Origin of the sequence: Sulfitobacter sp., from assembly GCF_039977885.1 — a bacterium.
In the GTDB taxonomy this organism is placed as follows: Bacteria; Pseudomonadota; Alphaproteobacteria; order Rhodobacterales; family Rhodobacteraceae; genus Sulfitobacter.
This window is the reverse complement of sequence record NZ_JBDWCI010000012.1, coordinates 103,606-129,983: the sequence shown is the minus strand read 5'-3', so window position 1 is coordinate 129,983 and position 26,378 is coordinate 103,606. Positions and strand designations below refer to the sequence as shown.

The following is a 26,378-nucleotide window of genomic DNA, read 5'->3' as shown; positions in this document are numbered from 1 at the left end:
CCACCCGATCACGCTACATCGGCGCCAAGCGCAATTAGTCAAAGGAACGCCCCCATGTCAGAACCTCTTCGCCTCGGTATTGCAGGCTTGGGCACGGTTGGCGCCGGTGTGGTGCAAATCTTACGCAAACAGGCCGAATTGCTGGAACGCCGCACGGGCCGCAAACTGGTCATCACAGCCGTTTCTGCGCGCAGCAAAGGCAAAGATCGCGGCGTGAACCTGTCTTCCTACGCGTGGGAAGATGATCCGGTTGCCTTGGCCAAGCGGGATGATGTGGATGTCTTTGTCGAACTAATGGGCGGTGAAGACGGCCCCGCCAAGGCCGCAACCGAAGCAGCCCTTGCCCTTGGCAAAGATGTAATCACCGCCAATAAGGCCATGTTGGCCATGCACGGTCAGGCCCTGGCCGAAGCGGCAGAGGCGCAGGGATGCGTCATTAAATACGAAGCGGCAGTCGCGGGCGGCATTCCCGTCGTCAAATCCTTGGGCGAAGGCCTTGCCGGGAATGAAATCACCCGCGTCATGGGGGTTATGAACGGATCGTGCAACTATATCCTGACGCGAATGGAAGACGCCGGCCTGCCTTATGCGGATGTTTTTGCCGAAGCGGACGGGCTTGGCTATCTCGAAGCGGACCCGCAGCTTGACGTTGGGGGGATTGATGCGGCGCATAAACTTGCGATCCTTTCCTCACTGGCCTTCGGCTGCCAAGTCAACTTTGACGGGATCGAGCTGGAAGGCATCGAGCGCGTCTCGATCGAGGATATCCGCGCCGCGGCCGACATGGGCTATAAGATCAAACTGCTGGGTGTGGCCCAGATGACGGGTCGCGGGTTGGAGCAACGCATGCAGCCATGCCTCGTGCCCGACACCTCACCACTGGGCCAGTTGCAAGGTGGCACCAATATGATCGTGCTTGAGGGCGATGCCGTAGGCCAGATCGTGCTACGCGGTGCAGGTGCAGGTGCAGGCCCCACAGCCAGTGCCGTTTTATCAGACATCTGTGACATTGCGCGCGGCTACCGCAGTCCGGTCTTTGGCCAGCCTGCCGCCACCCTGACCAAAGCGCCCTCCGCACTCAGCCAGCGCCCCGCCGCCTATTATTTGCGCATGTCGCTCAAGGATAAACCGGGTGCCTTGGCAAAAGTCGCCGCCGTCCTTGGCGAAGCGGGCGTCAGCGTCAATCGGATGCGTCAATACGGACATGAAGCAGGCAGTGCGCCGGTGCTTATCGTTACCCATAAAACAACCCGCGCCGACATTGATTGCGCGCTTGCAGCCTTCGCAGGGACGTCCGTCGTCTCCGGCGATCCCGTCGCGCTGAGAATCGAGGAAGTGTGAACCAGCCCGCAGCCTTTCTGGGCGTTGAACGCTCGCTGAGCGGGCGGCGCTGGGTTGGGCCGGGCATTGACGTTGTGCGCGCTTCCGAGGCGCTGCACCAACAAACCGGCCTGCCGATGGCGGTGTGCCAGGTTCTCGCGCGCCGCGGCGTAGAGCCAACTGAAGCGGAGGCATTTCTGGCACCTGCCCTGCGCGATCTTCTGCCTGATCCGCGCTCCTTGCGTGATATGGAAACAGCCGCCGCGCGCTTTCTTCAAGCCGTTAAATCCCGCCAGCGCATCGCCATTTTTGCAGATTATGACGTGGATGGCGGCAGCTCTGCCGCGCTGTTGCTGGTCTGGCTGCGCGAGATGGGGCAACAAGCCACGCTATATGTGCCCGACCGCATTGACGAAGGATACGGCCCCAATGACGAGGCCATGTCCGCGCTTGCTGCAAATCATGACCTGATCATCTGCGTTGACTGCGGTACGCTTTCGCATGGCCCCATCGCGGCGGCAAAAGGCGCGGATGTCGTGGTGCTGGATCACCACCTTGGCGGAGAAACCCTGCCCGAATGTCTGGCTGTGGTGAACCCCAACCGGCAGGATGAAGACGGCGCACTCGCCCATCTTTGCGCCGCCGGCGTTGTCTTTTTAATGCTGGTCGAAGCAGGCAGACAAATGCGCGAAGCCGGTGCCAAAGGCCCCGACCTGATGGCCATGCTTGATCTGGTTGCCTTGGCCACTGTTGCCGATGTGGCGCCGCTGGTGGGGGTGAACCGCGCTTTTGTGCGTCAGGGGCTCAAGGTCATGGGGCGGCGCGACCGCGTAGGGCTTTCTGCCCTGTCGGATGTGGCCCGCATGGATACTGCACCGGCCGCCTATCACCTTGGCTTCATGCTTGGTCCGCGGATCAACGCAGGCGGGCGCGTTGGCAAGGCCGATCTGGGGGCGCGCCTGTTGGCAACCGATGACCCTCACGAAGCCGCCGCCTTGTCCGAACGGCTTGATGCGCTCAACACGGAACGTCGCGATGTCGAGAACGCCGTACGGGCACAAGCCCTCGCCCAGGCCGAAGAACGCGGCACCGATGGCGCACTGGTCTGGGCCGCCGGTCAGGGATGGCACCCCGGTGTTGTCGGTATCGTCGCCGCCCGCCTGAAAGAAGCCACCGGCCGGCCGGCCGTGGTGATCGGGCTCGAAGGTGGCATTGGCAAAGGGTCGGGGCGCTCTGTCAGCGGCATAGATCTGGGTGCAAGCATTCAAAAACTGGCGATGCAGGGCGTATTGATTAAAGGCGGTGGTCACAAAATGGCCGCGGGTCTTACCGTTCAGGAAGAACAGCTGGAAGAAGCCATGGCCGCGCTTACCGCGCAGCTTGAAAAACAGGGCGCGCATCTGCTTGGCCCCTCGGATCTGCGCCTCGACGGGATGCTGATGCCGGGCGCTGCTACGATAGATCTAGCCGAAACACTAGAATCAGCAGGCCCTTTCGGTGCCGGTGCTGCTGCGCCCCGCTATGCATTTGCCGACATGCGAATTTTTTCTGCCCGCCGCGTGGGCGAAACTCACCTCAAAGTGAGCTTTGGCGACGGATTGGGCCCGCGCCTCGACGCAATCTGTTTTGGTGCGTTTGATTCCCAACTGGGCCCCGCCCTCGAAAACCACGGCGGCGCGCGTTTTCACCTTGCCGGACGCCTTGACATCAACACATGGCAGGGCCGTCAAAGCGTGCAATTGCGTCTGGAAGACGCTTCTCGCGCTTAACTTAAAAAAAAGCATCTCAATCTGCACATTTCGACTTGCGCCCCCATCGGCGATTGCCTAAAGAAGCGCTCAAGAAGTGTGGCCCGTTCGTCTATCGGTTAGGACGTCAGGTTTTCAACCTGAAAAGAGGGGTTCGACTCCCCTACGGGCTGCCACCTTCTTACCTCCCCAAATCAATATGTTATTTGAAAATCGAGCCCTTGAGCTCCCTTTGCGCAGGCGCACATCACATGAAACAGTTTGTTTCTAAAATTCCCCCTGAAATGTGTCTAAAATCTGTTATCTAAACGGCATCGGTTGGGCGGGGTATTTGTTTGCCTTCCGAATAGGATTACTGCGGATGCTTACAGGCTCTCTGCATAACAAAAGACGACGACCACAAGACGATGTCGGCCCTGCTGCTGCCACTGCGGGAACAGACAGCGCCAACACTAAGGTCAAACGACAGGCTGCACCGAACGGATCGCTGTAGTTGCACATACGATGAGACAACCCTGGGGGGGGTCGGACTATGAAAAAGTTTAACGCTGATCAGCTGGGTTACGGCCTGTCCCGGCTTTCGGCAACGGTGCCGGCGGCGCCGGTCGTTGACGTGCACCAAAAGCTGGCGCGCGCAGCTAACCTGTCTTTTGATGCAGAAGCAGCCGCAACAAAGCCGACGCTCTACCGCAATGGCGGCAAACGTTTGATGGAAACTGTCTTCATCCTGCTTAGCCTGCCTTTCTTTCTTCCCGTTGTAGCGCTTTGTGCAATTGCGCTGTGGATTGAGGGGGGTAACCCTTTCTACCGTCAGGTTCGACTGGGCAAGGATGGTCAACGTTTCTCGATTCTCAAACTGCGCACAATGGTGCGGGATGCAGACAAGGTGTTGAATTCTTACCTGCGGTCAAACCCCGAGCTGCGCCGTGAATGGGACGAAAAGCAAAAACTGATCAACGATCCGCGTGTAACGCGTGTGGGCGCAATCTTGCGCGCGACCTCGCTGGACGAGCTTCCGCAGCTGTGGAATGTGCTGACCGGCGACATGAGCCTGATCGGCCCGCGCCCGATGATGCCTGAGCAGCTTCCGATGTATGGCAATGCCGGACACTACTTTGCCATACGACCAGGCATTACCGGCCTGTGGCAGGTCTCTGCGCGCAACGAAAACCGCTTTTCTTTCCGCAACGAAGTAGATGCGAAATATAACAGAAGCCTTTCGCTTTTTAGTGACATTATCATCATGTTTAAAACTGTTGGCGTAATGCTGCGCCGGACAGGCCATTGATCTGCTGCGAACTTTGATCACCACCTAACCTGCGCTATGATCTGTGCATGTTCAAAACCCGAAAGCCTGACCCGATGAAGGACACATATGCATCCTCGACTGCCCGGATAGTTGCAAGCCGCAGTGACCGCATGCTGCCTGCACAAGGCAGCTTTACCCGTCCGCGCCGTTTTGCCTCTGTTACGGACGGGTTTGAAGGCGATGCAAACCTCGATCACATGCCCCCGGAAGTGATCGAATCCCGCGTAGATGAAACTTCGCGCTCCCCCCGCGATCTGTGGGGGGTGTTGCATGAACAGGCACCGGGCAAGGACCAACACATCATGGCGGGCAGTGCCGCCGAAGAAGAATTCCGCGCAACGGATGTGTCCCGCGCATTCGACATCTTGCGCACACGCCTGCGCCAGACCGTCAAACAACATGGCTGGGTCAACATCGGCGTAGCCTCACCGACAACGGGCTGCGGCACTACCTTTACAACCGCCAACCTCGCGGCAAGCCTATCGCGCGTGCCCTCCTCGCGCACAGTGGTGATGGATTTCAACATGCGTAATCCCGGTCTGGCAAAAATGCTCGATATGGACCCGCGCCAGTCCGGCGATCTGCGCGACTTTCTTGCTGGTGATGTCGCCATCAGCGACTATCTTGTGCGTGCGACCGATACGCTTGCACTTGGACTGGGGGCGACCCCCCAAACAAACGCTGCCGAAATCATGCAAGATCCCGCCACCGCGGCAAGCCTTGCAGAAATGCGTGCGGCCCTGCGGCCCGATATTGTGCTTTATGACATGCCGCCCCTGCTAAGCCATGATGATACCTCGGCCTTCCTGCCGCAGCTTGACGGCGTGCTATTGGTATCGGACGGCACCCAGACGATGGCGAAACATATCGCGGAATGTGAACGCATACTGGACGGTCAAGTGCCCCTGTTGGGCGTTATCCTCAACCGTGCCCGCGCCTCTAGCATTGAGCGATTCTAAGCCAGCAGAAACAAGCTGCTTTGCACATGTGAGCGCCACGTCATATAATCGCCTGAATTTAGCAATAACGACATTCAAAAGGTTGCCGTAATGGGCGGCGGCTCCGGCTTTCGGAGCCTTTAGACAGGTTCAAGTGAGACAGATATGGGTCCGATCTATACATGGCAGGATTTCCTGGACATGATTTGGCGGCGGCTGGGTGTGATTTCGTTTGTGATCGTACTTGGCTGCATCGCTTCGCTTTATTGGGCGACGACATATGTGCATCTGTACCAATCCTCCGAAGTCATTCAGGTCGAGCAACCCAAGATCAACGATGATCTGGCTCGCTCCACCGTCGAGGGCTCTTCTGCGCGCCGGTTGCAATTGATCCAGCAACAGTTGATGGCACGTGCCAGCCTGCAATCCATCATCGACAAATATGACCTCTACAACAATCTTACCGCACTGAAACCGAGCGAAAAAGTACAACTGCTGCGTCAGGCGGTCACGATCAACGGCGTTGCCGCTGCGCGCGAAGGCTTTGCTGATGATGGTACGATTTCGGTGCTGACCATTACCGCCCAGATGGAAGAGGCGCAGCTGGCCCGCGATGTCGCCCATGAATTTGCCGAACAGACCCGCAACCTGATGGCAGCCCAACGGCGTGAGCAAACCGAAACGACATTGGCCTTTTTCCAACGGCAGGAGCAGGCCGTTCTCGACAATATCACCGCCCTCGAGGCCGAGCGTGAAACCTACCGCATCGACAATGATCTGACCGTCGAAGGCGGGGTCGAGTTCCGCCTGTCCGAAGTGGCCCAGCTTAATGAGGCGATCCTCAACATCGACCGTGAAATCATCACAACCCAACTGGCCCGCACCCAGATCGACCGTTCCTCCCGCGCGACAACTGTTGCACGCGAAGAACGCGAACTGGATGCGCAACTGCAAACCCTGACCGAACAGCGCACGCTGTTGGACCAGCGCCGCACGGCCTTGCAATCCACCATCCAAAGCTCTCCCGAAACCGAGCGTGCTTTGACCGACTTTGACCGCCGCATGGACCAACTGCAAACACAGCTTGAAATCATCGCGACCCGTCGTAACGATGCCGAAGTGGGCTTCAATCTCGAAGTCGGCGCACAGGGCGAGCGGCTGACCACGATCGAGGAAGCGCAAATTCCCGACTACCCGATCACCATGAGCAAGAAAAAGCGCGCCATCATGGGCGGCTTTGCTGCTACGATCCTTGCCTTTCTCATAGCATTTTTGCTGGAACTACGCCGCCCCGTTATCCGCTCGGCCCGCCAGATGGAACGGGAAACCGGTGTTACCCCTGTGATCTCGATCCCCGAACTGGAACCCAAATATCAAAGCTCGAAATGGCGTGCAGCGCGTGAAAAACGCCGTGCGGCAGGCAAGGCAGGCCGTGCCGCACGACTGGCGCGCAGCACTTAGGTCAGTGTGACCAACGCCGCAATCGCATCGCGGTGCACCCAGATTGCCAGCGCGCCGAACGCCCCTGCGCCAATGGTAAAAATCACATCATGACGCAGATCCCATGCGTCGTGCGCGCGCGCTAGCCAGATGATCACCGGATGCGTCAATGTCTGTGCAAGACCGATGCCAACAACCGCGCCGATGACGCCATACAGGCTTACCCCTACGACAAGCAGCAATATTTGCAAGACTGCGCGCGTGGCCGACACCACAAAGAAGCGCCGCGAATCTCCGGCGGCCAAGGCGGCCTGATCATAGCTCATTCCGATCACTTGCGGGATCAGGGCCACTGACAACAGCGTGACAATCGCGCCTCCTTGGGCATAGCGCGGATCATATAGCACCCCCACCAGCCACGGCCCCGCGAACGCCATCACGATCAACAATATCAATGTCACCCCGCTCAGGCCAAAGCGTAGCTTCGCAATCTTTCGCGTTTCATGTTTTGCATCGCGGTAGACGGGTATCATGACCTTTCCGGTCACACTGCTCCCCAATTGCAGGGCAAACGCGCCGAGGAAAAAGGCGATATTATAAATACCAAGGCTGTCGAGGCTCAGGAATTTACCCAATACAGCCCGATCCCCTTGTGAGGCAAAGAACCAGAAGGCTGTGCTTAGAAATATCCACTTTCCAAAACCGACCAGCTCGCGCACGGCTGCGGGCTCCCACCGGAAACGGTTTGATGGGCCAGGCAGGAACACACTGGTAAGCACCAGCTTGGCCAGTGGCGTCACCACCCCGCCAACCACCAGCGCCAGTACCGATTGGAGCCACCACGCCAGCAAGATCATCACCACAATCCCGATCACCTGTGCTGCGAGATCCAGTACCGTCAGCCGCCCCATCAACAAATGCCGCTGTGCCGTTTCGATCCGCGTGGGGTTAAACCCTGTAATCACCAACGCAAGCGCCGCAATCGGAAGATAGGTTGCCAGCTCGGGCGCGTCATAGAAGCCCGCCAACGGCAAGGCCAATGCGCAGGCTATGACAAACAGGCAAAAACCACGCAGCACCTGAATGCTCCATGCGGTGTTCAGAAAATCGGGATCATCGCCCCGTTTGCTTTGTGCGATGGAGGGGGAAATCCCCACATCCGAAAACAACATCAGCCCCAGCGTCACCAAGCCGACCAACGCCATCAGGCCGAAGGCCTCAGGGAAAAGCAGTCGCGTCAAAATCAGGTTCGATCCCAACCGCAATGCCTGAGACCCGCCATACCCCAGCAAAATCCACGAGGTGCTGCGCATCACCCGCGCCATCAGGCGCCCACCGCGCAACTGTTGCAAAAGACCACCCATTTGCCGTATTCATCCCTCGTTTTACTGCTACAATATTGCTAACGTTCCCCTGCTGCATGCGCCAGTAGCCTGCACCTGCGCTGGCAAAAGTGAGACACGAAGGACGCACCAATGCACGTCGCCTATATCCTCAACAGCTACCCCCAGCCCAGCCACAGCTTTATCCGCCGCGAAATCCGCGCACTCGAAGCGCAGGGCCACACGGTGACGCGGCTGGCCATGCGCGCAGGCGATGCCCCGCTGGTTGATACCCAAGACGTCGAGGAAGCTGCTGCCACAACTTACGTGCTGCGCGCGGGTGCGCTGACCTTGCTAATGGCCGTAGTCAGATCGTTCCTCGCGGAGCCTGCCCGTTTTCTTAGCGCTCTGCGCCTTGCTGTATCCTGTGGGCGGCGTTCGGAGGTCGGGTTAATCAAACACCTGATCTATCTGGTAGAGGCCGCATATGTTACGCAATATTGCACCGCGGCACACGCCACCCATGCCCATGCCCATTTCGGCACCAACGCCGCAACGGTTGCAATGCTCAGCGCGGCCTTGGGCGGACCCGCCTACAGCTTTACCGTGCACGGCCCCGAAGAATATGATGCCCCCCGCGCCCTGTCGCTTGGCGAAAAAGTCGCGCGTTCCAAATTCACCGTGGCCATCACCAGCTTTGGCCGCAGCCAGCTCAGCCGCTGGGCCGGCCCCGACCACTGGGATAAGATCAAGGTGGTGCATTGCGGCATTGACCCTGCCCGCTTTCCCGAACCGCTGCCGATGCCGGACGGCCCGCCCCGCTTTGTCGCCATTGGCCGGTTTGTTGAACAAAAAGGTCAATTGCTTGCCATCGACGCCATGGCTGATCTGGTCCGCTCCGAGCCCCAAGCCCATCTGACCCTGATCGGTGACGGCGAATTGCGCAACGCGATCGAGAACCGCATCGTCGAGCATGATCTGACAAACAACATCACCCTCACCGGTTGGGTAGATGAGGCACGCATTCTGTCAGAACTGCAAGCCGCCCATGCACTGTTGATGCCCAGTTTTGCCGAAGGTCTGCCAATGGTAATCATGGAGGCCATGGCCGCAGGGCGTCTTGTCATCGCCACCTATATCGCCGGCACGCCAGAGCTGGTTGTGCCTGAGCAAACCGGCTGGATGGTTCCGGCGGGCGATGCCACAGCCCTTGCAGATGCAATGCGCGCATTGGCAACCACCGCGCCAGAAACCCGTACGCGAATGGCACAAACCGCCCGCGCCCGCGTGTTGGCGCGTCATGACGCGCAGGTCGAAGCCGCTAAAATCGCAGCGCATATCGCGGCTTAACGCCCCCGCGCCCAGCGGCCCTGTGGTTTATGGGGCAAACGGACCGCAATCGCGACCCATGCAAATGCAGCAAAGCCCATAGGATCGCCCAGCGCGCGCCGCCAAAGGGGCGGCGCATCGACAGGATAGGGATCGTGGTTTTTCCAAAGCGCGGGATAGCGTTCTTGTACTTCGGCCACGCCGATATCCTGACGGCGCCGCACCCGTATCAACGCCGCAGCCCCTTCGATCATGGGCCAGCGGTAGGTCGCAGGCACGCGGTGGCGCTCGGACGGGGTAAAGCTGAGCCGTACAAACGTATCATCCGAAATGATATCGGGGAATTCACCCCAGCGTTCACGCCCCTCGCGGTTCACCGCAAACACGCCGAACCCCGGCACACCGTGGGTGCAAAACGGCAATGACGCCCAAAAACGCGTATAAACCCGTGTAAACGTACTGCCCGTGGCCACAACCACCGGCCCGCCACTGGCATAGCGCGGCCCCTGTGCATCCAGTACCGCTGCCAGTTGTGACATTAGCGGTGGCGTCACTACAACATCCGCATCCACATATATGCGCCCGCCATGAACGGCCGCGTAATCACCGGCATTTAGCGCGCCCATTTTGCCGCCCTGCGCGATATCCAGCACCTTTAGCGGCCAGCCCTTGGTGGCAAACCTGTCCGTAAAACTGCGTGCGACCTGTACCGTGGCATCGGTACAGCCATTGGCCATCACGATCACCTCGACGTCTGCTCCCGTAGGATCACTCGACAACAGCGCCTCGAGGCAGGGCTCGATATAGCCGACCTCGTTATGGGCGGGGATCAAAATGCTGCATGGAATGCTCATCGGCCTGCCACCAGCGCATCCCATCGCGGATTGCTGTCATTCAAATAACGCAAAGCGCCCCAGCTACCCCATTTCGTCGGCACATAGATATCCGCATAAGCGTTGAAAAGCGTGCCACCCGCCGCTGACCAAGCCTCGAGCAAGGCAGTATAAAGCGCGCCCATCTCAGGCGTGTAGTTGAAATGTTGGAAGAAGGCCGTCAGCTGTTCGTCATCGACCTGCGCGCCAATCCCCACAATATGGCTCCCGCCTTCATACATAATCAGCTCAAGCCCCGCGTCTTTCGCCACCTGAGCATGATAAGGCCAGACACGATTACCCAGATCCTCTACTGTGTCCGCATCCAGCCCCGTCACTGACCCATCACGCAGTTCTTGGCCCACCAGCGCGCTGGCGTAGTCATATTGCGTAGCTTCCAATGCCTGCTGTCGCTTAGCGCCGGTCAGGCCTTGCTCTGTCACGGCATCATTGGCGCGTGCGAGGCTCTCATCCAGCCATTCGTGCATCTGATCGCGCCGCGCTTCAAGCCCGAGGATACCGCCAAAATAACCGGTGACCGCATAGGCATCGAACGCCTCTTTGGGCGCTGGCGCGCCCTCTGCAATGACCAGCGGCGCGTTAAGGATATTTTCCTCCAACCCAAGCCACCCGGTCTGGCTCGAGATAACATTGACCAATCTTCCTTCGCTGCCCTCAAAAGCATCCGCCCAGATACGCGCCACTTCTGCGGCGCGCAGAGCGTAGTATTGCGTGCCTACATCAGCTTGCTTCCACCGCTCTTGTGCCTGCGCATCAGCCCACCGGGTCTGGGCAAACTGGAAATTCCACATCTCGTTCGAATATTCCACATAGGCGGTCAATGAAGGATCAAGCCCCTTTTGCACGGCCAGTGCGAAGGCACGCACATAGGCATCATCAGCCAGATGCGGCATGTTCACCCAGATATTTTTGCCCGTCTCATTGGCCAGCGTCAGCATCACCTCCAGCGGCACACCATGATTGGTCCAGCTCGCATCGCTGACCTTTGGTCGTGCATCCCATTGCGATTGTTCCGAGTTGTTGGTCTCCATCCAGTCCATCATCCGCAAGGTGTCGAAGGCTTCAAGCCGCGCGATCCAGTCGGGGTTGAACAGCTCTCCCGCCTCATACAGCGCAAGCCTGTCCTCTCGCACGACCGTGATATTGCGCACAGGATTGGCCGTATTTGTCCGCTGAATGCGCAGCTCCACACTGCCCGGGCCCGGGGTGTAATCAAACCGCACCTCCCCTCGCCCATAGCGGATGTTTGTCGCACGGCCCAGCGGCTCCACCACGCCTGCACCGTCAAAGCGCAGCACATAGCGCCCCTCCAGCGACGGGGCCGCTGCCTCTGGTAAATCGGTCAGGATCAGCGTGCCAACAGAGCCTGCGGATCGCGGCAGGCTACGCAGCCATCCCTGCGCATCAATATGGCCATCCGCCACCAGCTGATCATACTCGATCCCGCCAAACCTGCCGGGCAAATGCCCGATCCAAGGGCGCGCGGTTTTCATCACGTCAAGAAAGGGCTGTTGCGCAGCCCAATCCGTAATCGGAGCCAAGCCTACTGCAATTGCCCCTTTCGGGGTGGCCCGTGGCTTGGCAGCGGCAGCTTGCGGCGCAGCTGTTACGTCAACGTCCCCCCCCTGCGGCGCAGGAGGCGGCGCACGGCTACCTACGGGAGCGGTCGTGGTTTGCCCGACAGGGGCGGGCGCAATCTCGCCACGCTGATAGGCCTCGACCGCTTCACGCGCCACCCGCTGCATCGCAGCAGCCATAGCGGCATCCGGCCCGTCAAAACCCTGGCCAAAGCGGTCTTTGACATTATGCGGCAATCCCTCGGGGCTGGCCCCTGTGATCACCGCATATTGCACCATAGACACAAAGTAATGACCCTTTGCATTAAGGTGGATGTCATCGTCAAACACCTGCGCAATGTCATCCAGCCCGGGCACCTGCCCCGCCTGCACTGCATCATCCAAACGTGCCAACGCCTGTCCGGCGGGGATCAGCCCGATCCGCTCTTCTGCCTCTGGCACACCGGCGCGCAAAGCATCTGCGATCCCCTCCCATAGCGGCAGATCGTTCTCCAGACGCTCACGCCACGGCGTATCGGCCTGCGCATCAAATTCTACAGCTACGCCTGTCCCGCTGTTCAGGCTGTGCCATGTTTCTTGAATGAACACCCGTGCATCCACCTGCCCGCTCAGCGCCAATCCGGCAAAGGCTTGGGCGTAAACTTCGGTCTCGCTCCATTTCAGGTGATTGGCCAGCGGGATCGCTTCGGTCAGGATCAGATCAGTTGTCGTACCTTGGGGAAGCAGCGTACGCGCATCAACGCCTTGTGCCTCGCTCGAATGTTCCCAATTGTATTTTAGGGGCGCACCATTGATGATTTGTTCCTGCACGCTCACCTTGTTGCTGGTCGCACCCAATGCTGCGTCCAGCATATCCGGCCCGGTGGTGCCAAACAGGCTGTGCCCCACCATAACAACGGCAAAGATCGTGCTGGCCAGATCGCTCATGCGCTTACTCCGCTAAAGGGTGTGGCGCGCACCACTTCCCAGACAATTTTCTGTAACAGCGCCCCCGCATTGGCGTCCGGTGCCACGGCCGCTGTGCCGTCCGCGCGCGTCAACGCCAGCGGTAGCCCTGTCGGGTCACGTTGGTAAAGCGTGGCGTAATGGGTCAGCGCAATCAGATAGTTCCCGATATCACCAAGATGAATAGTATCCAGCGCACCCTCTGGCGTGCGCGCCATCAATGCGTCGCGGCTAGCAAGGTTGCCAATTCCCCCTGCATCCTCCAACGCACGCCCCACCGATGCCATGACCTGCCCGCCCGGAATGATGTAGATCGGCGCACCGATGTCCAAGGCCGCAGGCAGCACCACGCGGTCAAGCCACAGCTCGTCAAAATCGGCGTCGATCCGGTCATACCATCCCGCCCGATCATCGGTATTGTGCCATGTCTCATAAAGATAAAGCCGTACATCCGGCCTCGCGTCGCGTGCCAACCTTGCCCAATTGGCAAGATATTTCGCGCTATCATGATATTTGATTGCATCACGCAGCTCGACCATTTCAGTCATGACCAGCGCATCAAAATCCCCGGCCGCCAACGCCTCTTGGGCAGGCAGAAATCTGGAATGTGCGTTTTCTTCCTCAAAGCCGTTTACCGGCACATCCGGTTCAAAATGGCTGCGCAAATTCGCACCCCAGCCAAGCTGGCTGGCATAGTCGTGGCCCGCTCCTGCAAGCTGTGCCAACATGGCAGGCATATCGCGCCCCACCAGCGAGTGCCCCAGATGATATACATTCATCGGCCCATCAGGTGCTGGCAACCCGCCCGCATACAGACCACGCGCCTGCCGCAGTTGCGCCATTTGCCAGCCCGCGCGCAGCGCAAGTGCGCCGCCGACCGCAACCAGCGCCGCCGAGCCCGTTCGCAACACCCCGCGCCGAGAAATCATCCGGTTTTGTCTCCTCTGTCCTGCATCAGTTGTGCCACATCCCCATGGCCCAATGCCACCGCAGTGACCAGCAACCCCGCTGCATGAGCATAATTCCCCGCAAGCGTGGCACCGGCAGCAATCTCGCCCTGCGGCATCACAAAGGTCGCCGTAAACTGACTGTTGGCTCTATCGATATCGACCCGCATCCCGTCATAACCAAATAGCTGTTGGGTCAACGGATATTGCGCCTTATAGGCGGCTTCCTTGATCGAAAAAATCAGCTTGGCCATGAGGCCCCGATCGCGGGTAGGCTGGACGCCCAGCCATGCCTGTTCAGAGACCGAGCATACCTGCCCCACCAAAAGCGGGTCCAGTGGTTCAGCATCTTCGAGGTCGACACCAATCCCCGCCCAGTCACGACTGTAGCCTAAAACTGCGACACAGGCCTTATCCGTATGAGAGATACTGCCAGTCACTCCCGCCGGCCAAACAGGCGCACGGTCAGGGCCCATGGGCACAGGACGGGGCGGTAAGGCCAGCTCGACCATCCCGGCACGGGCAGCAGAGCGGCCTGCGTGAAACTCGGCCACACGCCGTGGCACTGCGTTTTGCACCGCCCTCTGCTCTACGGGATCAACCGCGCCAGGCACATCCCTCGGATCGCGCGCCACGACGGCCAAACCTTGCGGCAAAACCGACGCTGTTAACGCCTGAACAAGGGCGGGCGTGCAAGTCACGTATTCGCCTTGGTCCGGCCTGCTCGCATGGCACGGCGTTTCGAGATGGTCGCGGCCTTGCTTGGCGCATCATGCTCCACGACAGGTTCCGCAGCTTTGGTGCTGCCCTTGTCCAAATGCGCCGCCAACCCTTCAAGGGTCGGGAAGCGGAAGATATCCGTGATCCCCAGTTTATCCGCGCCCAGCGCTGCTTTGATATCGCGGTGCGCCTGTACGGCCAGCAACGAATGCCCCCCCAGCGCAAAGAAGTTATCCGATGGCCGGATCACTGCCACCCCAAGGATCGCCGTCCAGACCTGTGCAATTGCCGCCTGCGTGTCGCTTTGCGGTGCGGCCTGCATGGCAGGTGCCTCAGCCACCGCTTTGGCCTGCGGCGCAGGCAGGGCCTTGCGGTCGATCTTTTTGTTCGGCGTCAAAGGCATACGCGCCACTTCTACAATGCGCGCAGGCACCATAATATCTGGCAAACGCTCAGCCAGTGCTGCACGCAAGGCGTCTTCATCAATGGTGCCGCCCGTCACATAGCCAACCAGCTGCGCACCACCGGCCGCGTCGCGCGCCACAACAACGGCTTGGGTGATGCCTGCCTGTGCGGCAAGCGCGCTCTCGATCTCGCCCAGCTCGATCCGGTGACCACGGATTTTCACCTGATCATCCGCACGGCCCATAAAGCCAAGGCTGCCATCTGCGCGCCATGCCGCCAGATCGCCTGTGCGGTACATGCGCCCTGCGCCAAAGGGGTTATCGACAAAACGCTCCGCCGTCATCTCAGGGCGCGCGTGATATCCATGTGTGACGCCATCTCCCGCGATATAAAGCTCTCCAGCCACGCCTACGGGGCGCGGCTCAAGTGCTCCGTCCAACACATAGACCTGCGTATTGGCAATCGGCGTGCCAATGGCGGCTGTTGTCTCCGCCTGCGTCACCATCTGCGTTGTGGACCAGATCGTCGTTTCGGTCGGCCCGTACATATTCTGCACCCGCCCCCCACAAGCCGCCATCAGATCCGCCGCCAGTGCACCAGGCAAGGCTTCGCCGCCTACCATCAGCTCCTTCAGCCCCGCAAGTGCGTGGCGCGTCTCATCGTTCATCACCAACATCTGCGCCATAGAGGGCGTGCATTGCATATGGCTCACTTTGTGCCGCATCAGCTGCGCGGCAAGCGAGAAATCATCATCCGCCAAAGCCGCGCCCGCATTGCTGCGCGCCAGAACCTCGGCCAATGGTTTAAGCCCTGCCATGACCCTATCCACAGCAATGCCATAGTCGATCAAACAGGCAATCTCATCCACGCCGATGCGTTTGAGCTCTTCTGCGCGGGCCACGCCATCTTCGATCGTGCCAAACAGCCCGCTGTCATTGAAATAGCGCTGAAAGGCGAACTCAAGGATCGCTTCCATCTCCTCAGCATCCAGCCCCTCAAGATCCACCTGAAACGGGCTTGTCGCGCCTTCGGGTTTCTTGAAGGCCGGAAAGGCCCAAGCGTATTGTTTGATCAGACCCGCCGCCGAGCGCAGGTAATCCTTCATCGGCTCGCGTGCGATTTCCTCAGCGCGTTCACGCGTTTCATCCAGATAGGTGTGCAGCATGACTGTCACCTTGAAATCAACCGGATCATGCCCCGCCTCGCGAAGTGCCGCGTGGTAGATTTTGATCTTATCGGCCACTTCGGCCACCGATTGGCCCAGCAGGTGCGTAAGCACATTCGCCCCGATCTGCCCCGCTTCTTTCCACGTCTCGGGGTTGCCCGCAGTGGTCACCCAGACCGGCAGCTCTTTGGACACAGGACGGGGCTGGGTCACCACAGCAAACGGCGTGCCGTCTTTGGTCGGGAACTCAACCGCATCGCCGCGCCACAGCGCGCGCAGCTGATCAATGGCCGCATACATGGCCGGCTTATTATGGGGCGGCGTGTTCTCGGGACGCAACACAAAATCATCGGGCTGCCAGCCGCTGGCGATGGCAAGCCCCACACGCCCGTTGGTCAGGTTGTCGATCACCGCCCATTCCTCGGCAATGCGGGCGGGATGGTGCAAAGGTGCGACGCAAGACCCTGCGCGCACGTCCAGATTTGAGGTCACCGCCGCCACCGCAGCCCCCGTCACCGAGGGGTTCGGATAGGGGCCACCAAAGGCGTGGAAGTGCCGCTCGGGCGTCCAAACGGCGTTGAACCCATGGGCATCGGCAAATTTCGCCCCCTCCAGCAACAGCTGGTATTTTGCAGGGCCCACGCCATCGTCATTGCCCCAGTAGAACAGGTTAAAGTCGATCTTGCGATCCGACACAGCAATCGGGCCACGCGACAGCTCGGTCCGGCTATCATCCCCAGCAAGCACCAGTTTGAACCCGCGCGATAGTGTCCAGAACAGCTCTAGCACAGAAATATCGAAGGACAGGCTCGTCACTGCGAGCCAAGCATCCCCTGCCTCATAGGCGATCCGTTGATCCATGCCCGCAAAGAAATTGGCGACATTTCCGTGGCCCACCATCACCCCTTTGGGCGTCCCCGTGGAGCCAGAGGTGTAGATGAGATAGGCCAGCGTCTCAGCGTCAGCGCCTGCGTCGGGATTGCTTTCGGCTGCGGTGGCAAGCTCTGCATCCGTGTCGAGCACCAAAAGCGACGCCTCCCCGCGTGGCAAGCTATCTGCCAGCGCGGATTGCGTCACGATCACCGGTGCGCCGCTGTCCGCGATATAATGTTTGATCCGGTCCGCAGGATAGGCAGGGTCAAGCGGCACATAGGCCCCGCCGGCCTTCAAAATTCCCAACGCACCGATCAACAAATCAGGCCCGCGCGACGTGGCAAGGCCCACGGGCGTGCCGGTCTTCACCCCAGTCGCAATCAAACGATGCGCCAACCTGTTGGCGGCCGCGTTTAGCGCGGTATAGCTGAGGCTTTGATCTTCAAAAACCAGCGCTGTGGCATCTGGCGTCCGTGCAACCTGTGCCTCAAAACTCTTGTGGATCGGCTCGGCCGTATAATCGGTTTGCGTGGCGTTCCATGCCTCAAGCAACAGGGCACGTTCGGCCTCGGGCAGGCCAGCGGTATCCGTAATGCGGGCCGCGATCAGATCCATTGCGGCATCTGACAGCAACCCACTGTCACCATGCAGGGTGATCTGGTCACCCGCGACCGTAATGGTCAGCGCACTGCCCGCCACAGGCGCATCCGCCAGCATAATCGCAGGGCGCTCCAAGGTGATCGCGGGGTCACGCAGGCCCAAATCGCTTGAGAAACCGGCCGTCTTTTCGATCCGCGCCATCTGTGCGTCCAACGGCGCATCACAGCGCAGTGGCACCCAATCCGCGGCAAATCCTGCCAGCGCAGGCGTCACGGCAACGCCAATATCGCCAGCAACCTGCCCCGCGCCCAAGGTCAGCGCCGCCATCACAACCTTGATGTCGCCCTCTACCCGCCGCTCAACCCATGTGCCGGATGCCTTCCCCGTGGCTAAAGGCAGGGGCAGTGCCTCCATGGCAGCAAGCTTACCGCGCCAATAGGCTTCATCTGCCACCAAACGGTCCTGAACTGCGGCCATCGCATCTGTTGGCGCATCGAGCATTGTACCAACAGCAGGCAAATCGCCCGTCACCCCATTCAGCGCAATGGCAGCATCAGAGGTCGCAACGACCAACCGGCCCGCCGCGCTTTGTAGTACTGTGCCGCTTGGGCCTTCACCGGCTGCAGCCTCACCGCCCGAAACCGTAAGGATGTCCCCGTTGCAAGCAATCTTGGCCACGCCCAATGGGTTCCAATAGCCCGCAAAATCCATCCCCCGCAGCAGGGCTGCAATCTGGCTGGTGCTTTGCGTAAAATCAATCAACCCCAGCACTGCAGGCCGCTGGTCCCGCGCGAAATAGCTGCGCTGACTGAGGTCTTGGGCGCGACGCTCTGGCGCGCCACTCTCCAGCTGTGCAATCACGCTGGCAAAGCTCTCCATCCCTGCCGCATAGCATTTGGAATTGAGACTAAAGGCCGTTTCATCCTCGGCGATATCCACCATCTGTTGGGCCAACAGATCGCCCTCGTCCACGCCCCCCTCGATCATGTGCCAGCTGACGCCGTGCTGCGTTTCGCCGTTGATGATCGCCCATGCTGGCGTGTTCAGCCCTGCATAGCGCGGCAAAGGGCCATCATGGAAATTCACCGCCCCTTTTGTGGGCAGCGCCAATGCGGCTTCGGGGATGATGCGCAGATTGGCAATGCTCAGCAACCAGTCGAAACTGGGCAAATCAACACGGGCAAGATCGGCAGGCGCGTTGTAAACAGCAATGCCTTGCGCCTCGGCCCAGCTGCGCACATCTGTATCCCGCGTGACAACCGCCAGAACGCGGTGCCCGCCTGCCACGATCATATCGGCGCAAGCAATGGTCAGCGACTCGTCGCCCAGCAATACACAGGAAAATGCGGATGGATTGAATGGCGCGGTCATGATCGGTCCTCCGGAGACAGACGGTAGGGGGTCGTGGCATGGGCTGCAAGGTCACGTAAGAACCAGCTTGGGTCCTGCGGTTTGCGGCCAACAAGCCCTGTACGCAAGCGGTGCAAAACCCCGCCAGACAGATGCGCCCACAGGGCGAGGGCGGCATAAAAGCGCCCGTGATTTTTGATAAAATAATGGCGGCGCGAGTCGTACCAATAGGATGGCATGCGCCGTTTGGTCTTCATCCCCGTAGAGACAGAGCCGATATGCACAACCCGGCTGTCAGGCACATACCAACAGCTCCACCCTGCCCGTGCTGCGCGCAGGCACAGATCGGTTTCCTCAAAATACAGGAAAAAGACCTCATCAAAGGTGCCGATTTCCTCAAGCATCGTCCGGCGCAGCATCATGCTTGCGCCTGCGCTCCAATCGACCTGCTGCGTTACTGTGGGCTGTGGCATGGGCACAGGGGCCTCAGGCAGCAGCCGCTCGAACAGACCAAGACGCGCGGCCCCGACAAATTCACCCGCAATGGTTGGAAAGCGAAACGCCGTGGTGTGTACCACATTATCTTCGCCGCGAATGTGGCTACAGGCGATGCCCGCAGTTGGGTTCGCCTCTAGATGCTGGACCACCGCCGAAGTACAGCCCGCATCAGGGAAGGCATCAGAGTTCAGGATATAGTAATAGTCCGGCAGCCGCCCATCGCTCATCGCCATGCGCAGGCCGATGTTATTGCCCGCGCCAAAGCCGCCATTGACCGGCGATGCCACAACCCGCACCAGTCCGCCCTCACCCCAGCCGCGCGCGGCCACAACTTCGCGGATCATCTCGAATGAGCCGTCACCAGAGGCGTTATCGACAATCACCAATTCCCCGCCCAAGCCATGTAGATCAGCCAAGGCCGCCTCTGCTGCGCGCAGGGTCATCTCGGGTGTGCGGAAATTGAGCAAGATGCACAGGACAGAAGGCACAGGCATCCGGTTACTCCGCTGCGGTCGCTTGTTGGGGGCTGGCCGCGGATAGTGCGGCGTCAATCACTTCGCGTAACTCGGCCGCCATGACCACCACATTCGGAGAAAGCACCATACTGTCGTGATCCCCCGGCACTTCGATCACCTGCACGTGGGGTGCATATTGCGTCCAGTCATTGTCGGCAAAAACATATTCGCGCGCCTCACTCACCCAATTTCCGCCCGTCACCTTAAACCTGCGGTCCAGCACGGGACGCAACAGCGTCATCGGCCCGTCCCACCGCGGCGTGTCATAACGGGCTACAGCGCGCAAAAAGGCGGCTTCGATTTTGGTATTGTTGAACTGCGCCTCTTCTGACACGGCAACCGGCCTATCCGCCCGCTTTGCCCTTTCCCAGGCAATGCGGTTTTGCCCCCATTCCAGCAGGTAACGCGGACCTTTTGCACGCAGCTCTGCCAGTTTGATCAATGCCTTGTCAGGCTTGCTTAAACCGGGGCGCACGGGGAGCGGCGTATCCAGCAACGCCAGAACCGCCACCTCTTGGCCTGCTGCACGCAACTGGCGTGCCATTTCATAGGCGGTGATTCCGCCCCCCGAGAAACCCGACAGCAGATAAGGCCCCTCAGCCTGTACCTGACGCAGCTCTGCAATATAATCGGCGGCGGCCTCTTCGACCGTTTCATGGGGTGCGCTGTCACCGATCAGCCCGCGCGCCTGCAAACCGAATACAGCCCGCGTATCGCTGAACTGCAACGCCAGATGGCGCAGGTTCAACACATTGCCGAACATGCCAGCCACCACAAACAACGGGGCCGCCTGCGCAGGTTTCACCCCGTTAAGTGGTACCAGATGGATGAACCGGGGCTGTGCCGCTGCCACATCAGAAACGGCCACAGCCGTGTCCGACGCACCGGTCTGCTCAATGATCCGCGCCGAGATTTCCGCAATTGTCGGTGCCTCGAACAGAATCGAAATCGGGAATTCTACGCCGAATTCACGTTTGACTGCTGCAAACAGGCGTACGGCGATCAACGAATGCCCGCCAAGATCAAAAAAGCTGTCTTCGGCCCCAACAGGCGAGACCCCCAGCAAAGTGGACCACATGTCTGCAAGCGCCTCTTGCACGCGGCCTTGGGGGGCAATGAAACCTTCCAGATCGGTCCGCTCAAAGCTCTGCCCCTTAGGCATCTCGCGCGGCGGCACATCCGCTTGGGCAACCAGCGCCTGCAACGGCATAGACGAGACATAGACCTGCGGCACATCCAGTGCGAGCGCCCTCGAAAACGCGTCCGGACCTTCGGTCGCTGTGATCCCCTGTGCCACCAGATAGGCCAGACGCTCTTCGGCCTCGCTGGGCGCTCGGTCCTGCTTGGCCGTGTCCGTGTCAAAGATCACTTCATTCGCTTTCAACACTGTCGTTTGGGCCGCAAATCCCCCCTTGAGGCGGGTCATTGCAAAATCATACACCTCAACCAGCACGACACCGTCCGTATCGCAAATCGTGACGTCAAAGCGGGCGTCATCAGCGCCAGCACTTACAAGGCGCACCCAGCTGTAGATGTCTTTGGGCAGCGGTGCCTGCACAGTAATCTCGCCATATGACATCGGCACCCAAAGATCTGTCCCGTCATACCCACCAGCCAATTCAATCGCCCAACCTGTGGCCAAATCCATCAAGCCGGGGTGTAGAATTTGCCCTTCATCCAGCGCGCTATCCAATGTGAGCCGTGCAAGCCCCTCACCCCTGCCCAGTTGCCGTGCGCGAAGCACTTGCCACTGCGGCCCAAAGCGCAAATGCGCCTCCTGCGGCGTGGGCATATGTGCGCCAGCCTGCTCTTGGATATCGCCAAGACGGTTCGAGATTCCTTTAAGGTCGATCCTCACCTGCGCCGCAGTGGAGCCGACGATACGCGCCTCGCTATGGGCTTGCCAGCCAGAGCGGCCTTCAAGGGTGCAATCGCTCATCAACACCGCGCGAAAACCGTTGCCCGCTTCAGGCTTCAGGCTCACTCGCATCTGACGGTTTTGACCTTCAGGAGCGTTGAAAGCGCGTAAAAAGTACAGATCGCGCAACGTGAAAGTTGTGCGCAACCCCGCAGCACGCCCCGCTTGCGCCAATGCCTCGATCATGCCCGTGCCGGGCATCACCGAAGTGCCATCAGCCATGCGGTGCTGGTCCAGAACCCAATCCCGACCCGCGTCAAACGATCCGGCAAAGCGGGTCTCGTTCTCGAGCACCTCGACGCTATCCAACAGCGGTACGTCCAGATCGCGCGGCGGTAATGTCTCGACCGGTGCATGGCCAACGGCTTCGGCTGCCATGCCGACATCTGCCCAGACGCCCCAGTTTATCGCGACCACGCGGGTTTTGCCCTGCTTGCGCGATTTGGCAAAGGCATTGAGATACTCATTGGCGGCGACATAGTCTACCTGCCCTGCGGCGCGGGTCGCCGTAGAAGTCGAAGCAAAGAGCACCATCAAATCGATACTGCCATCTGGCAACAGCTGGTCCAACACACGCAAACCTTGCACCTTGGGGGCCAGAACTGCATCAACCTGCGCCTGTGTCTTACCCAGCAACGGCGCATCATCTAAGGTGCCAGCGGCATGGATCACGCCATCAATTGCGCCACGTGTTTGCAACCCGTCGATGACCTTGCGCATTTGCGCGACATTCATCACATCCGCCGCGGCGACCTCAACCCTGCCGCCCAGCGCCTCGAGCCGTTGCACCGCGCGGATGCGGCGCGCAGTGGCGTCCCCCGCATGGGTGGTCTCAAGCACATGGGGCCATGTCTCGCGCGCGGGAAGCGGCGTCCGGCTCAACAAAACAACATGGGCGTTATGAGAGGACAGCAGGTCTGCCGCGATGGTCTGGCCGATGCCGCCGAAACCGCCCGTAATCAGATAGGTGCCGTCGCGTTTGATCGCTGGTGCATCCGCTTGGGCCAATCGCTGCGGGCGCAGCCCCTGCTCATACCGGCGCTCCCCGCGCAGCGCACAAACCGCATTCGAAGGCGTGGCCAGAATTTCCTCCAGCAGAACATCCGTGATCTCACCGGTTGCCGCCTCTACCGGACGTTTGAACAGCCCTGTAGATTTCGTGGCCTCGGGCAGCACCACATCAACCGTAGAGACAGTTACACCGGCAATCTCATGCGGGATCACACCGGCAGGGCCGCTAATCATTGCCTTGGCCGGATATTGCAAAAGCTCATCTGAGACCTGCGCCGCGCCATTGGTGAAAACAGTCAGATGTGTCGGGGCCGGATCCTTCCGCTCGGCCAATGCCTGACCCAGCCACAACAGGCTGTAAAAGCCCTGCTCGAGCATCCGGTCATAAAAACTGCTGCCCGGGCGGTAGGTTTCGGCATCGGTGACGCCCCAGAGATGCGCAATACGGTCGGGACTGTGCCCTGCATTTTCCAACGCGGCCATAAGCGCGTCATAGCCTTCGCGCCCCTGCTCCGGTGCAAGCCTATAACGCCCCTCACCCAAATCGGCAAAACTGTCGCCGGCGGTTACAACACTCACCACAGCACCTGCGGCGCGCAGACGGGCAATAACCGGCGCCGCAACAGCATCGCTGTCAGCAAAGACCAGCCATGTCCGGGCTGCCCCCTGCGCAAGCGCGGCCTCGGGATCGGCGTCCACATCGGCATAGGCAGCACGCCAGCTTGGCACGCTGCCCCAATCGGCCATGTTCTCCAACCGTGCAGCCGCTTTTGGGGCCGCTTCTATGGCTTGTGTTCCCGGCTCGATGAAATAGGGGCTGCGCTGGAATTGATAGGTAGGCAACACAACGCGGTTGCGCCGCGCATCGCCCCAGATCTGATCCCAGTCGGCCTCGACCCCGCAAGCCCACAACCGCCCGATGATACCCATGAAATACACATCATCCGCAATTTCCTGATCGGGATGGCGCAAAGAGCTCAACACCTGAGCCGGAGCCACATCCGAGCACATCTGAGCTAACGAAGACAGCGCCTTGCCGGGGCCAACCTCAAGGAATACGCGCTTGTCACCTGCCGCCAGTGTCGCGATGCAATCGGCAAAATGCACGGTATTACGCAGCTGCCCAACCCAATAATCGGGATCGGTGGCCTGTGCTGCTGTCATTTGCTGACCGCTGGTGTTCGACATAACAGGCATTTCAGGCGCGCGCAGGTCCAGCGATGCCAAAAAGGCGCGGTAATCGCTCAGGATCGGCTCCAACATGCGGCTGTGCGCCGCGATATCAATGGCGATGCGCTGGCTTTCGACGTCATCCTTGGCCAGCCGCTCGGCCAGCGCCAAAAGCGCCCCGTCAGGGCCAGAAACCGCTATAAGCTCAGGCCCGTTCACCGAAGCGATATCAAGATCACCGTCGAGATAAGGTGTGACCGCTTCCAGAGACAGAGGCACGCTCAGCATTCCGCCCGCGGGCACGGTATCGAACAAACGCCCGCGCAACAGCACCAGATCAATCAGGTTCTCAAAGCTCATCACACCCGCAAGGCAGGCCGCGACGTTTTCACCCATCGAATGGCCAACCATTGCCGCAGGCCTTACACCCCAGCTGATCCACAGCTGCGCCAGCGCATATTCCACAATCGCAATCAGTGGCAGCTGCACCGAAGGTTTCTTGAACTCCTCAGCTGCCTGCGCCATATCGCCGTCCGGCAACCAAAGCGCGCGGATGTCATACTCCAACTGCGGCGCAAGATGGGCAAGCCCGCGGTCCATAGCTTCGGCAAAGGCCGGTTCGGTTTCGTAAAGATCACGCGCCATAGCCGGATATTGCGCCCCGCCACCGGGGAACATGAATACAACCTGTGGCGCATCACCCAACAGCTCATGGGTAAACACGCGGCGGGTGTCCATGCCTTCGAGCAGATCGGCCGCTTCGCTAGCGGTTTCCGCGACCACCACACGGCGGCGATCAAATCCGCGCCGCCCGTTTTTCAGCGTAAAGGCCACATCAGCCAGATCAAGATCGGGATTGGCCCGCAGATGCGCAGCCAAGGCCGCCGTGTTCGCGTCTAATGCCGCTTTGCTTTGACCCGAAAGGCACAGCGGGTGAAACGGAAAATCACCTTCTTCCGAAGCTGCACGTGCAGGCGCTTCGCCAAGGATCATATGGGCATTCGTGCCGCCCACGCCCAGCGCGTTAATAGCCGCATAGCGGGGCGTATCCCTCCGCGGCCAAGCCGTGAGTGCAGCGTTCACAGAAAACGGGCTGCCCTCGAACCCGATGGCGGGATTGGGCGCTTCATAGCCCAGCGACGGCGGCATTGCGCCGTGGTGAAGCGCCAGCGTCGCCTTGACCAGACCGGCCACCCCCGCAGCGGTATCCAGATGCCCGATATTTGTTTTGACAGAACCCAGCCGCGCATAATCCACTTTGTCAGTCTGCGAGCGGTATGCCTCGGTTAATGCGGCCACCTCGATCGGGTCGCCAAGATAGGTGCCCGTGCCGTGACATTCGACCATTTCGATCTGGTCCGCCGGCACGCCCGATACCGCCAGCGCCTTACCAATGGCCTCGGCCTGCCCCTCGACGGAAGGGGCAAGATATCCCGCCTTGGCCGCACCATCATTGTTGAGCGCCGAGCCCTTGATTACGGCCCAGATGTGGTCGCCATCCGCCTGCGCGTCCGATAAACGCTTGAGCGCGACACAGCCCGCACCAGAGCCGAACACCGTGCCCTGAGCGCGGTGATCAAACGCATGGCATTCACCGTCCGGCGACAGAATCTCGTTTTCCTTAAAGACATAGCCCCGCCCCTGCGGCAGTTCGATCGTAACGCCCCCCGCCAGCGCCATATCCACCTCACCTGAACGCAGTGCGGCAGCCGCATAGTGGATTGCAACCAGCGACGTCGAACAGGCTGTTTGCAGATTGATTGACGGGCCCTTGAGATCAAATACATGGCTCACACGGGTCGACAGGAAATCCTTGTCGTTGCCTGTGTGACGCAACAGGAACATGCCGGTTTCATCCACCAGATCGCGGTTCGAACAGATGTTGAAATAGAAATAGCTGCCCATGCCACAACCGGCATAAACGCCAATAGGGCCCGACACATTTTCCGGCACATGGCCAGCCTGTTCCATTGCCTCCCATGCCACTTCGAGGAATTTGCGGTGCTGCGGGTCAAGGATGGCCGCATCTTTTGGCGAAAATCCGAAGAAATCTGCATCAAATGTCTCGAACCCTTTGAGATCGGCTGCTGCGCGCACGTAATTTTTGCGGGCGATATTCTCGGATGTCTCGCCAGCGGCCAGCAGTTCTTCTTCGGTGAGCTTGCGGATGGATGAAACACCATCGCGCAGGTTATCCCAGAAGGCCGCAACCGTCTGCGCACCGGGCACATTCACGGCCATGCCGACAATGGCAATATCATCCCCTGCGCCAGATGCCTTGCGATCCTGCTCAGTCATAAAACTCACCCTTCGGGCCGCCGGCCTTGGCGGTCCCCTTCTCCAACGAACTTGTATTAAATGCAGACCATTTACTCAGGCACGATT

14 protein-coding genes and 1 tRNA gene are annotated in these 26,378 nt (G+C 59.9%); 7 read left to right on the top strand and 8 right to left on the bottom strand.

Annotated elements, in window-relative coordinates; genetic code table 11:
* The first annotated feature begins 54 nt into the window (after positions 1–54).
* The 6 genes from ABJM03_RS08995 (at position 55) to ABJM03_RS08970 (ending at position 6,776) form a co-directional block, all read left to right on the top strand.
* Positions 55–1,341: a homoserine dehydrogenase gene (locus ABJM03_RS08995; RefSeq protein ID WP_348417054.1), complete on the top strand. Its 1,287-nt coding sequence runs from the start codon at positions 55–57 to the stop codon at positions 1,339–1,341.
* Complete coding sequence (gene recJ / locus ABJM03_RS08990; RefSeq protein WP_348417053.1) at positions 1,338–3,089, top strand: single-stranded-DNA-specific exonuclease RecJ; 1,752 nt, start codon at positions 1,338–1,340, stop codon at positions 3,087–3,089. Before ABJM03_RS08995 ends, recJ begins: the two co-directional genes overlap by 4 nt.
* Positions 3,090–3,169: 80 nt before the next feature.
* A tRNA-Glu gene (locus ABJM03_RS08985) sits at positions 3,170–3,244 on the top strand.
* Positions 3,245–3,600: 356 nt separating this feature from the next.
* Positions 3,601–4,356 (top strand): sugar transferase, encoded by a 756-nt coding sequence (locus ABJM03_RS08980; protein ID WP_348417052.1) that lies wholly within the window; start codon positions 3,601–3,603, stop codon positions 4,354–4,356.
* 47 nt (positions 4,357–4,403) lie between these two features.
* Complete coding sequence (locus tag ABJM03_RS08975; RefSeq protein WP_348417051.1) at positions 4,404–5,336, top strand: exopolysaccharide biosynthesis protein; 933 nt, start codon at positions 4,404–4,406, stop codon at positions 5,334–5,336.
* Positions 5,337–5,480: 144 nt separating this feature from the next.
* Positions 5,481–6,776, top strand: a complete 1,296-nt coding sequence (locus ABJM03_RS08970; RefSeq protein WP_348417050.1) for a DUF874 domain-containing protein — start codon at positions 5,481–5,483, stop codon at positions 6,774–6,776.
* Here the strand turns inward: ABJM03_RS08970 and ABJM03_RS08965 are convergent.
* On the bottom strand, positions 6,773–8,119 hold the full coding sequence (locus ABJM03_RS08965; protein WP_348417049.1) for an oligosaccharide flippase family protein: 1,347 nt from the start codon (positions 8,117–8,119) through the stop codon (positions 6,773–6,775). The genes ABJM03_RS08970 and ABJM03_RS08965 overlap by 4 nt on opposite strands.
* A gap of 111 nt (positions 8,120–8,230) precedes the next feature.
* Here ABJM03_RS08965 and ABJM03_RS08960 point away from each other — a divergent pair, with 111 nt between their 5' ends.
* A complete protein-coding gene (locus ABJM03_RS08960) occupies positions 8,231–9,427 on the top strand; it encodes a glycosyltransferase family 4 protein (protein WP_348417048.1) in 1,197 nt (398 codons plus the stop codon).
* On the opposite strand, the gene ABJM03_RS08955 is transcribed toward ABJM03_RS08960, so the two are convergent.
* From ABJM03_RS08955 to ABJM03_RS08925, 7 genes are read right to left on the bottom strand one after another with little or no spacing between them, the layout of a single operon-like run.
* Positions 9,424–10,260: a glycosyltransferase family A protein gene (locus ABJM03_RS08955; RefSeq protein ID WP_348417047.1), complete on the bottom strand. Its 837-nt coding sequence runs from the start codon at positions 10,258–10,260 to the stop codon at positions 9,424–9,426. The two genes, ABJM03_RS08960 and ABJM03_RS08955, sit on opposite strands and share 4 nt — an antisense overlap.
* On the bottom strand, positions 10,257–12,803 hold the full coding sequence (locus tag ABJM03_RS08950) for a hypothetical protein (protein ID WP_348417046.1): 2,547 nt from the start codon (positions 12,801–12,803) through the stop codon (positions 10,257–10,259). Before ABJM03_RS08950 ends, ABJM03_RS08955 begins: the two co-directional genes overlap by 4 nt.
* Entirely contained in the window at positions 12,800–13,750 is a 951-nt protein-coding gene (locus tag ABJM03_RS08945; protein ID WP_348417045.1) for a hypothetical protein, read from the bottom strand. Before ABJM03_RS08945 ends, ABJM03_RS08950 begins: the two co-directional genes overlap by 4 nt.
* Positions 13,747–14,469: a 4'-phosphopantetheinyl transferase superfamily protein gene (locus ABJM03_RS08940; RefSeq protein WP_348417044.1), complete on the bottom strand. Its 723-nt coding sequence runs from the start codon at positions 14,467–14,469 to the stop codon at positions 13,747–13,749. The genes ABJM03_RS08945 and ABJM03_RS08940 overlap by 4 nt, the downstream gene beginning before the upstream one ends.
* Positions 14,466–18,902, bottom strand: a complete 4,437-nt coding sequence (locus ABJM03_RS08935) for a MupA/Atu3671 family FMN-dependent luciferase-like monooxygenase (protein WP_348417043.1) — start codon at positions 18,900–18,902, stop codon at positions 14,466–14,468. Before ABJM03_RS08935 ends, ABJM03_RS08940 begins: the two co-directional genes overlap by 4 nt.
* Positions 18,899–19,873, bottom strand: coding sequence for a glycosyltransferase family 2 protein (locus ABJM03_RS08930; protein ID WP_348417042.1), 975 nt, complete (start codon positions 19,871–19,873; stop codon positions 18,899–18,901). Before ABJM03_RS08930 ends, ABJM03_RS08935 begins: the two co-directional genes overlap by 4 nt.
* 4 nt (positions 19,874–19,877) lie before the next feature.
* Entirely contained in the window at positions 19,878–26,291 is a 6,414-nt protein-coding gene (locus ABJM03_RS08925; protein WP_348417041.1) for a beta-ketoacyl synthase N-terminal-like domain-containing protein, read from the bottom strand.
* Positions 26,292–26,378 lie beyond the last annotated feature (87 nt).

Excerpts from the sequence above, each read along its gene's own strand:
- ABJM03_RS08970 (WP_348417050.1), top strand. The coding sequence starts at position 5,481 with ATGGGTCCGATCTATACATGGCAGGATTTCCTGGACATGATTTGGCGG.
- ABJM03_RS08925 (WP_348417041.1), bottom strand. The coding sequence starts at position 26,291 with ATGACTGAGCAGGATCGCAAGGCATCTGGCGCAGGGGATGATATTGCC.
- ABJM03_RS08955 (WP_348417047.1), bottom strand. The coding sequence starts at position 10,260 with ATGAGCATTCCATGCAGCATTTTGATCCCCGCCCATAACGAGGTCGGC.
- ABJM03_RS08975 (WP_348417051.1), top strand. The coding sequence starts at position 4,404 with ATGTTCAAAACCCGAAAGCCTGACCCGATGAAGGACACATATGCATCC.
- ABJM03_RS08930 (WP_348417042.1), bottom strand. The coding sequence starts at position 19,873 with ATGCCTGTGCCTTCTGTCCTGTGCATCTTGCTCAATTTCCGCACACCC.
- ABJM03_RS08995 (WP_348417054.1), top strand. The coding sequence starts at position 55 with ATGTCAGAACCTCTTCGCCTCGGTATTGCAGGCTTGGGCACGGTTGGC.
- ABJM03_RS08935 (WP_348417043.1), bottom strand. The coding sequence starts at position 18,902 with ATGACCGCGCCATTCAATCCATCCGCATTTTCCTGTGTATTGCTGGGC.
- ABJM03_RS08945 (WP_348417045.1), bottom strand. The coding sequence starts at position 13,750 with ATGATTTCTCGGCGCGGGGTGTTGCGAACGGGCTCGGCGGCGCTGGTT.
- ABJM03_RS08965 (WP_348417049.1), bottom strand. The coding sequence starts at position 8,119 with ATGGGTGGTCTTTTGCAACAGTTGCGCGGTGGGCGCCTGATGGCGCGG.
- ABJM03_RS08960 (WP_348417048.1), top strand. The coding sequence starts at position 8,231 with ATGCACGTCGCCTATATCCTCAACAGCTACCCCCAGCCCAGCCACAGC.
- ABJM03_RS08980 (WP_348417052.1), top strand. The coding sequence starts at position 3,601 with ATGAAAAAGTTTAACGCTGATCAGCTGGGTTACGGCCTGTCCCGGCTT.
- ABJM03_RS08950 (WP_348417046.1), bottom strand. The coding sequence starts at position 12,803 with ATGAGCGATCTGGCCAGCACGATCTTTGCCGTTGTTATGGTGGGGCAC.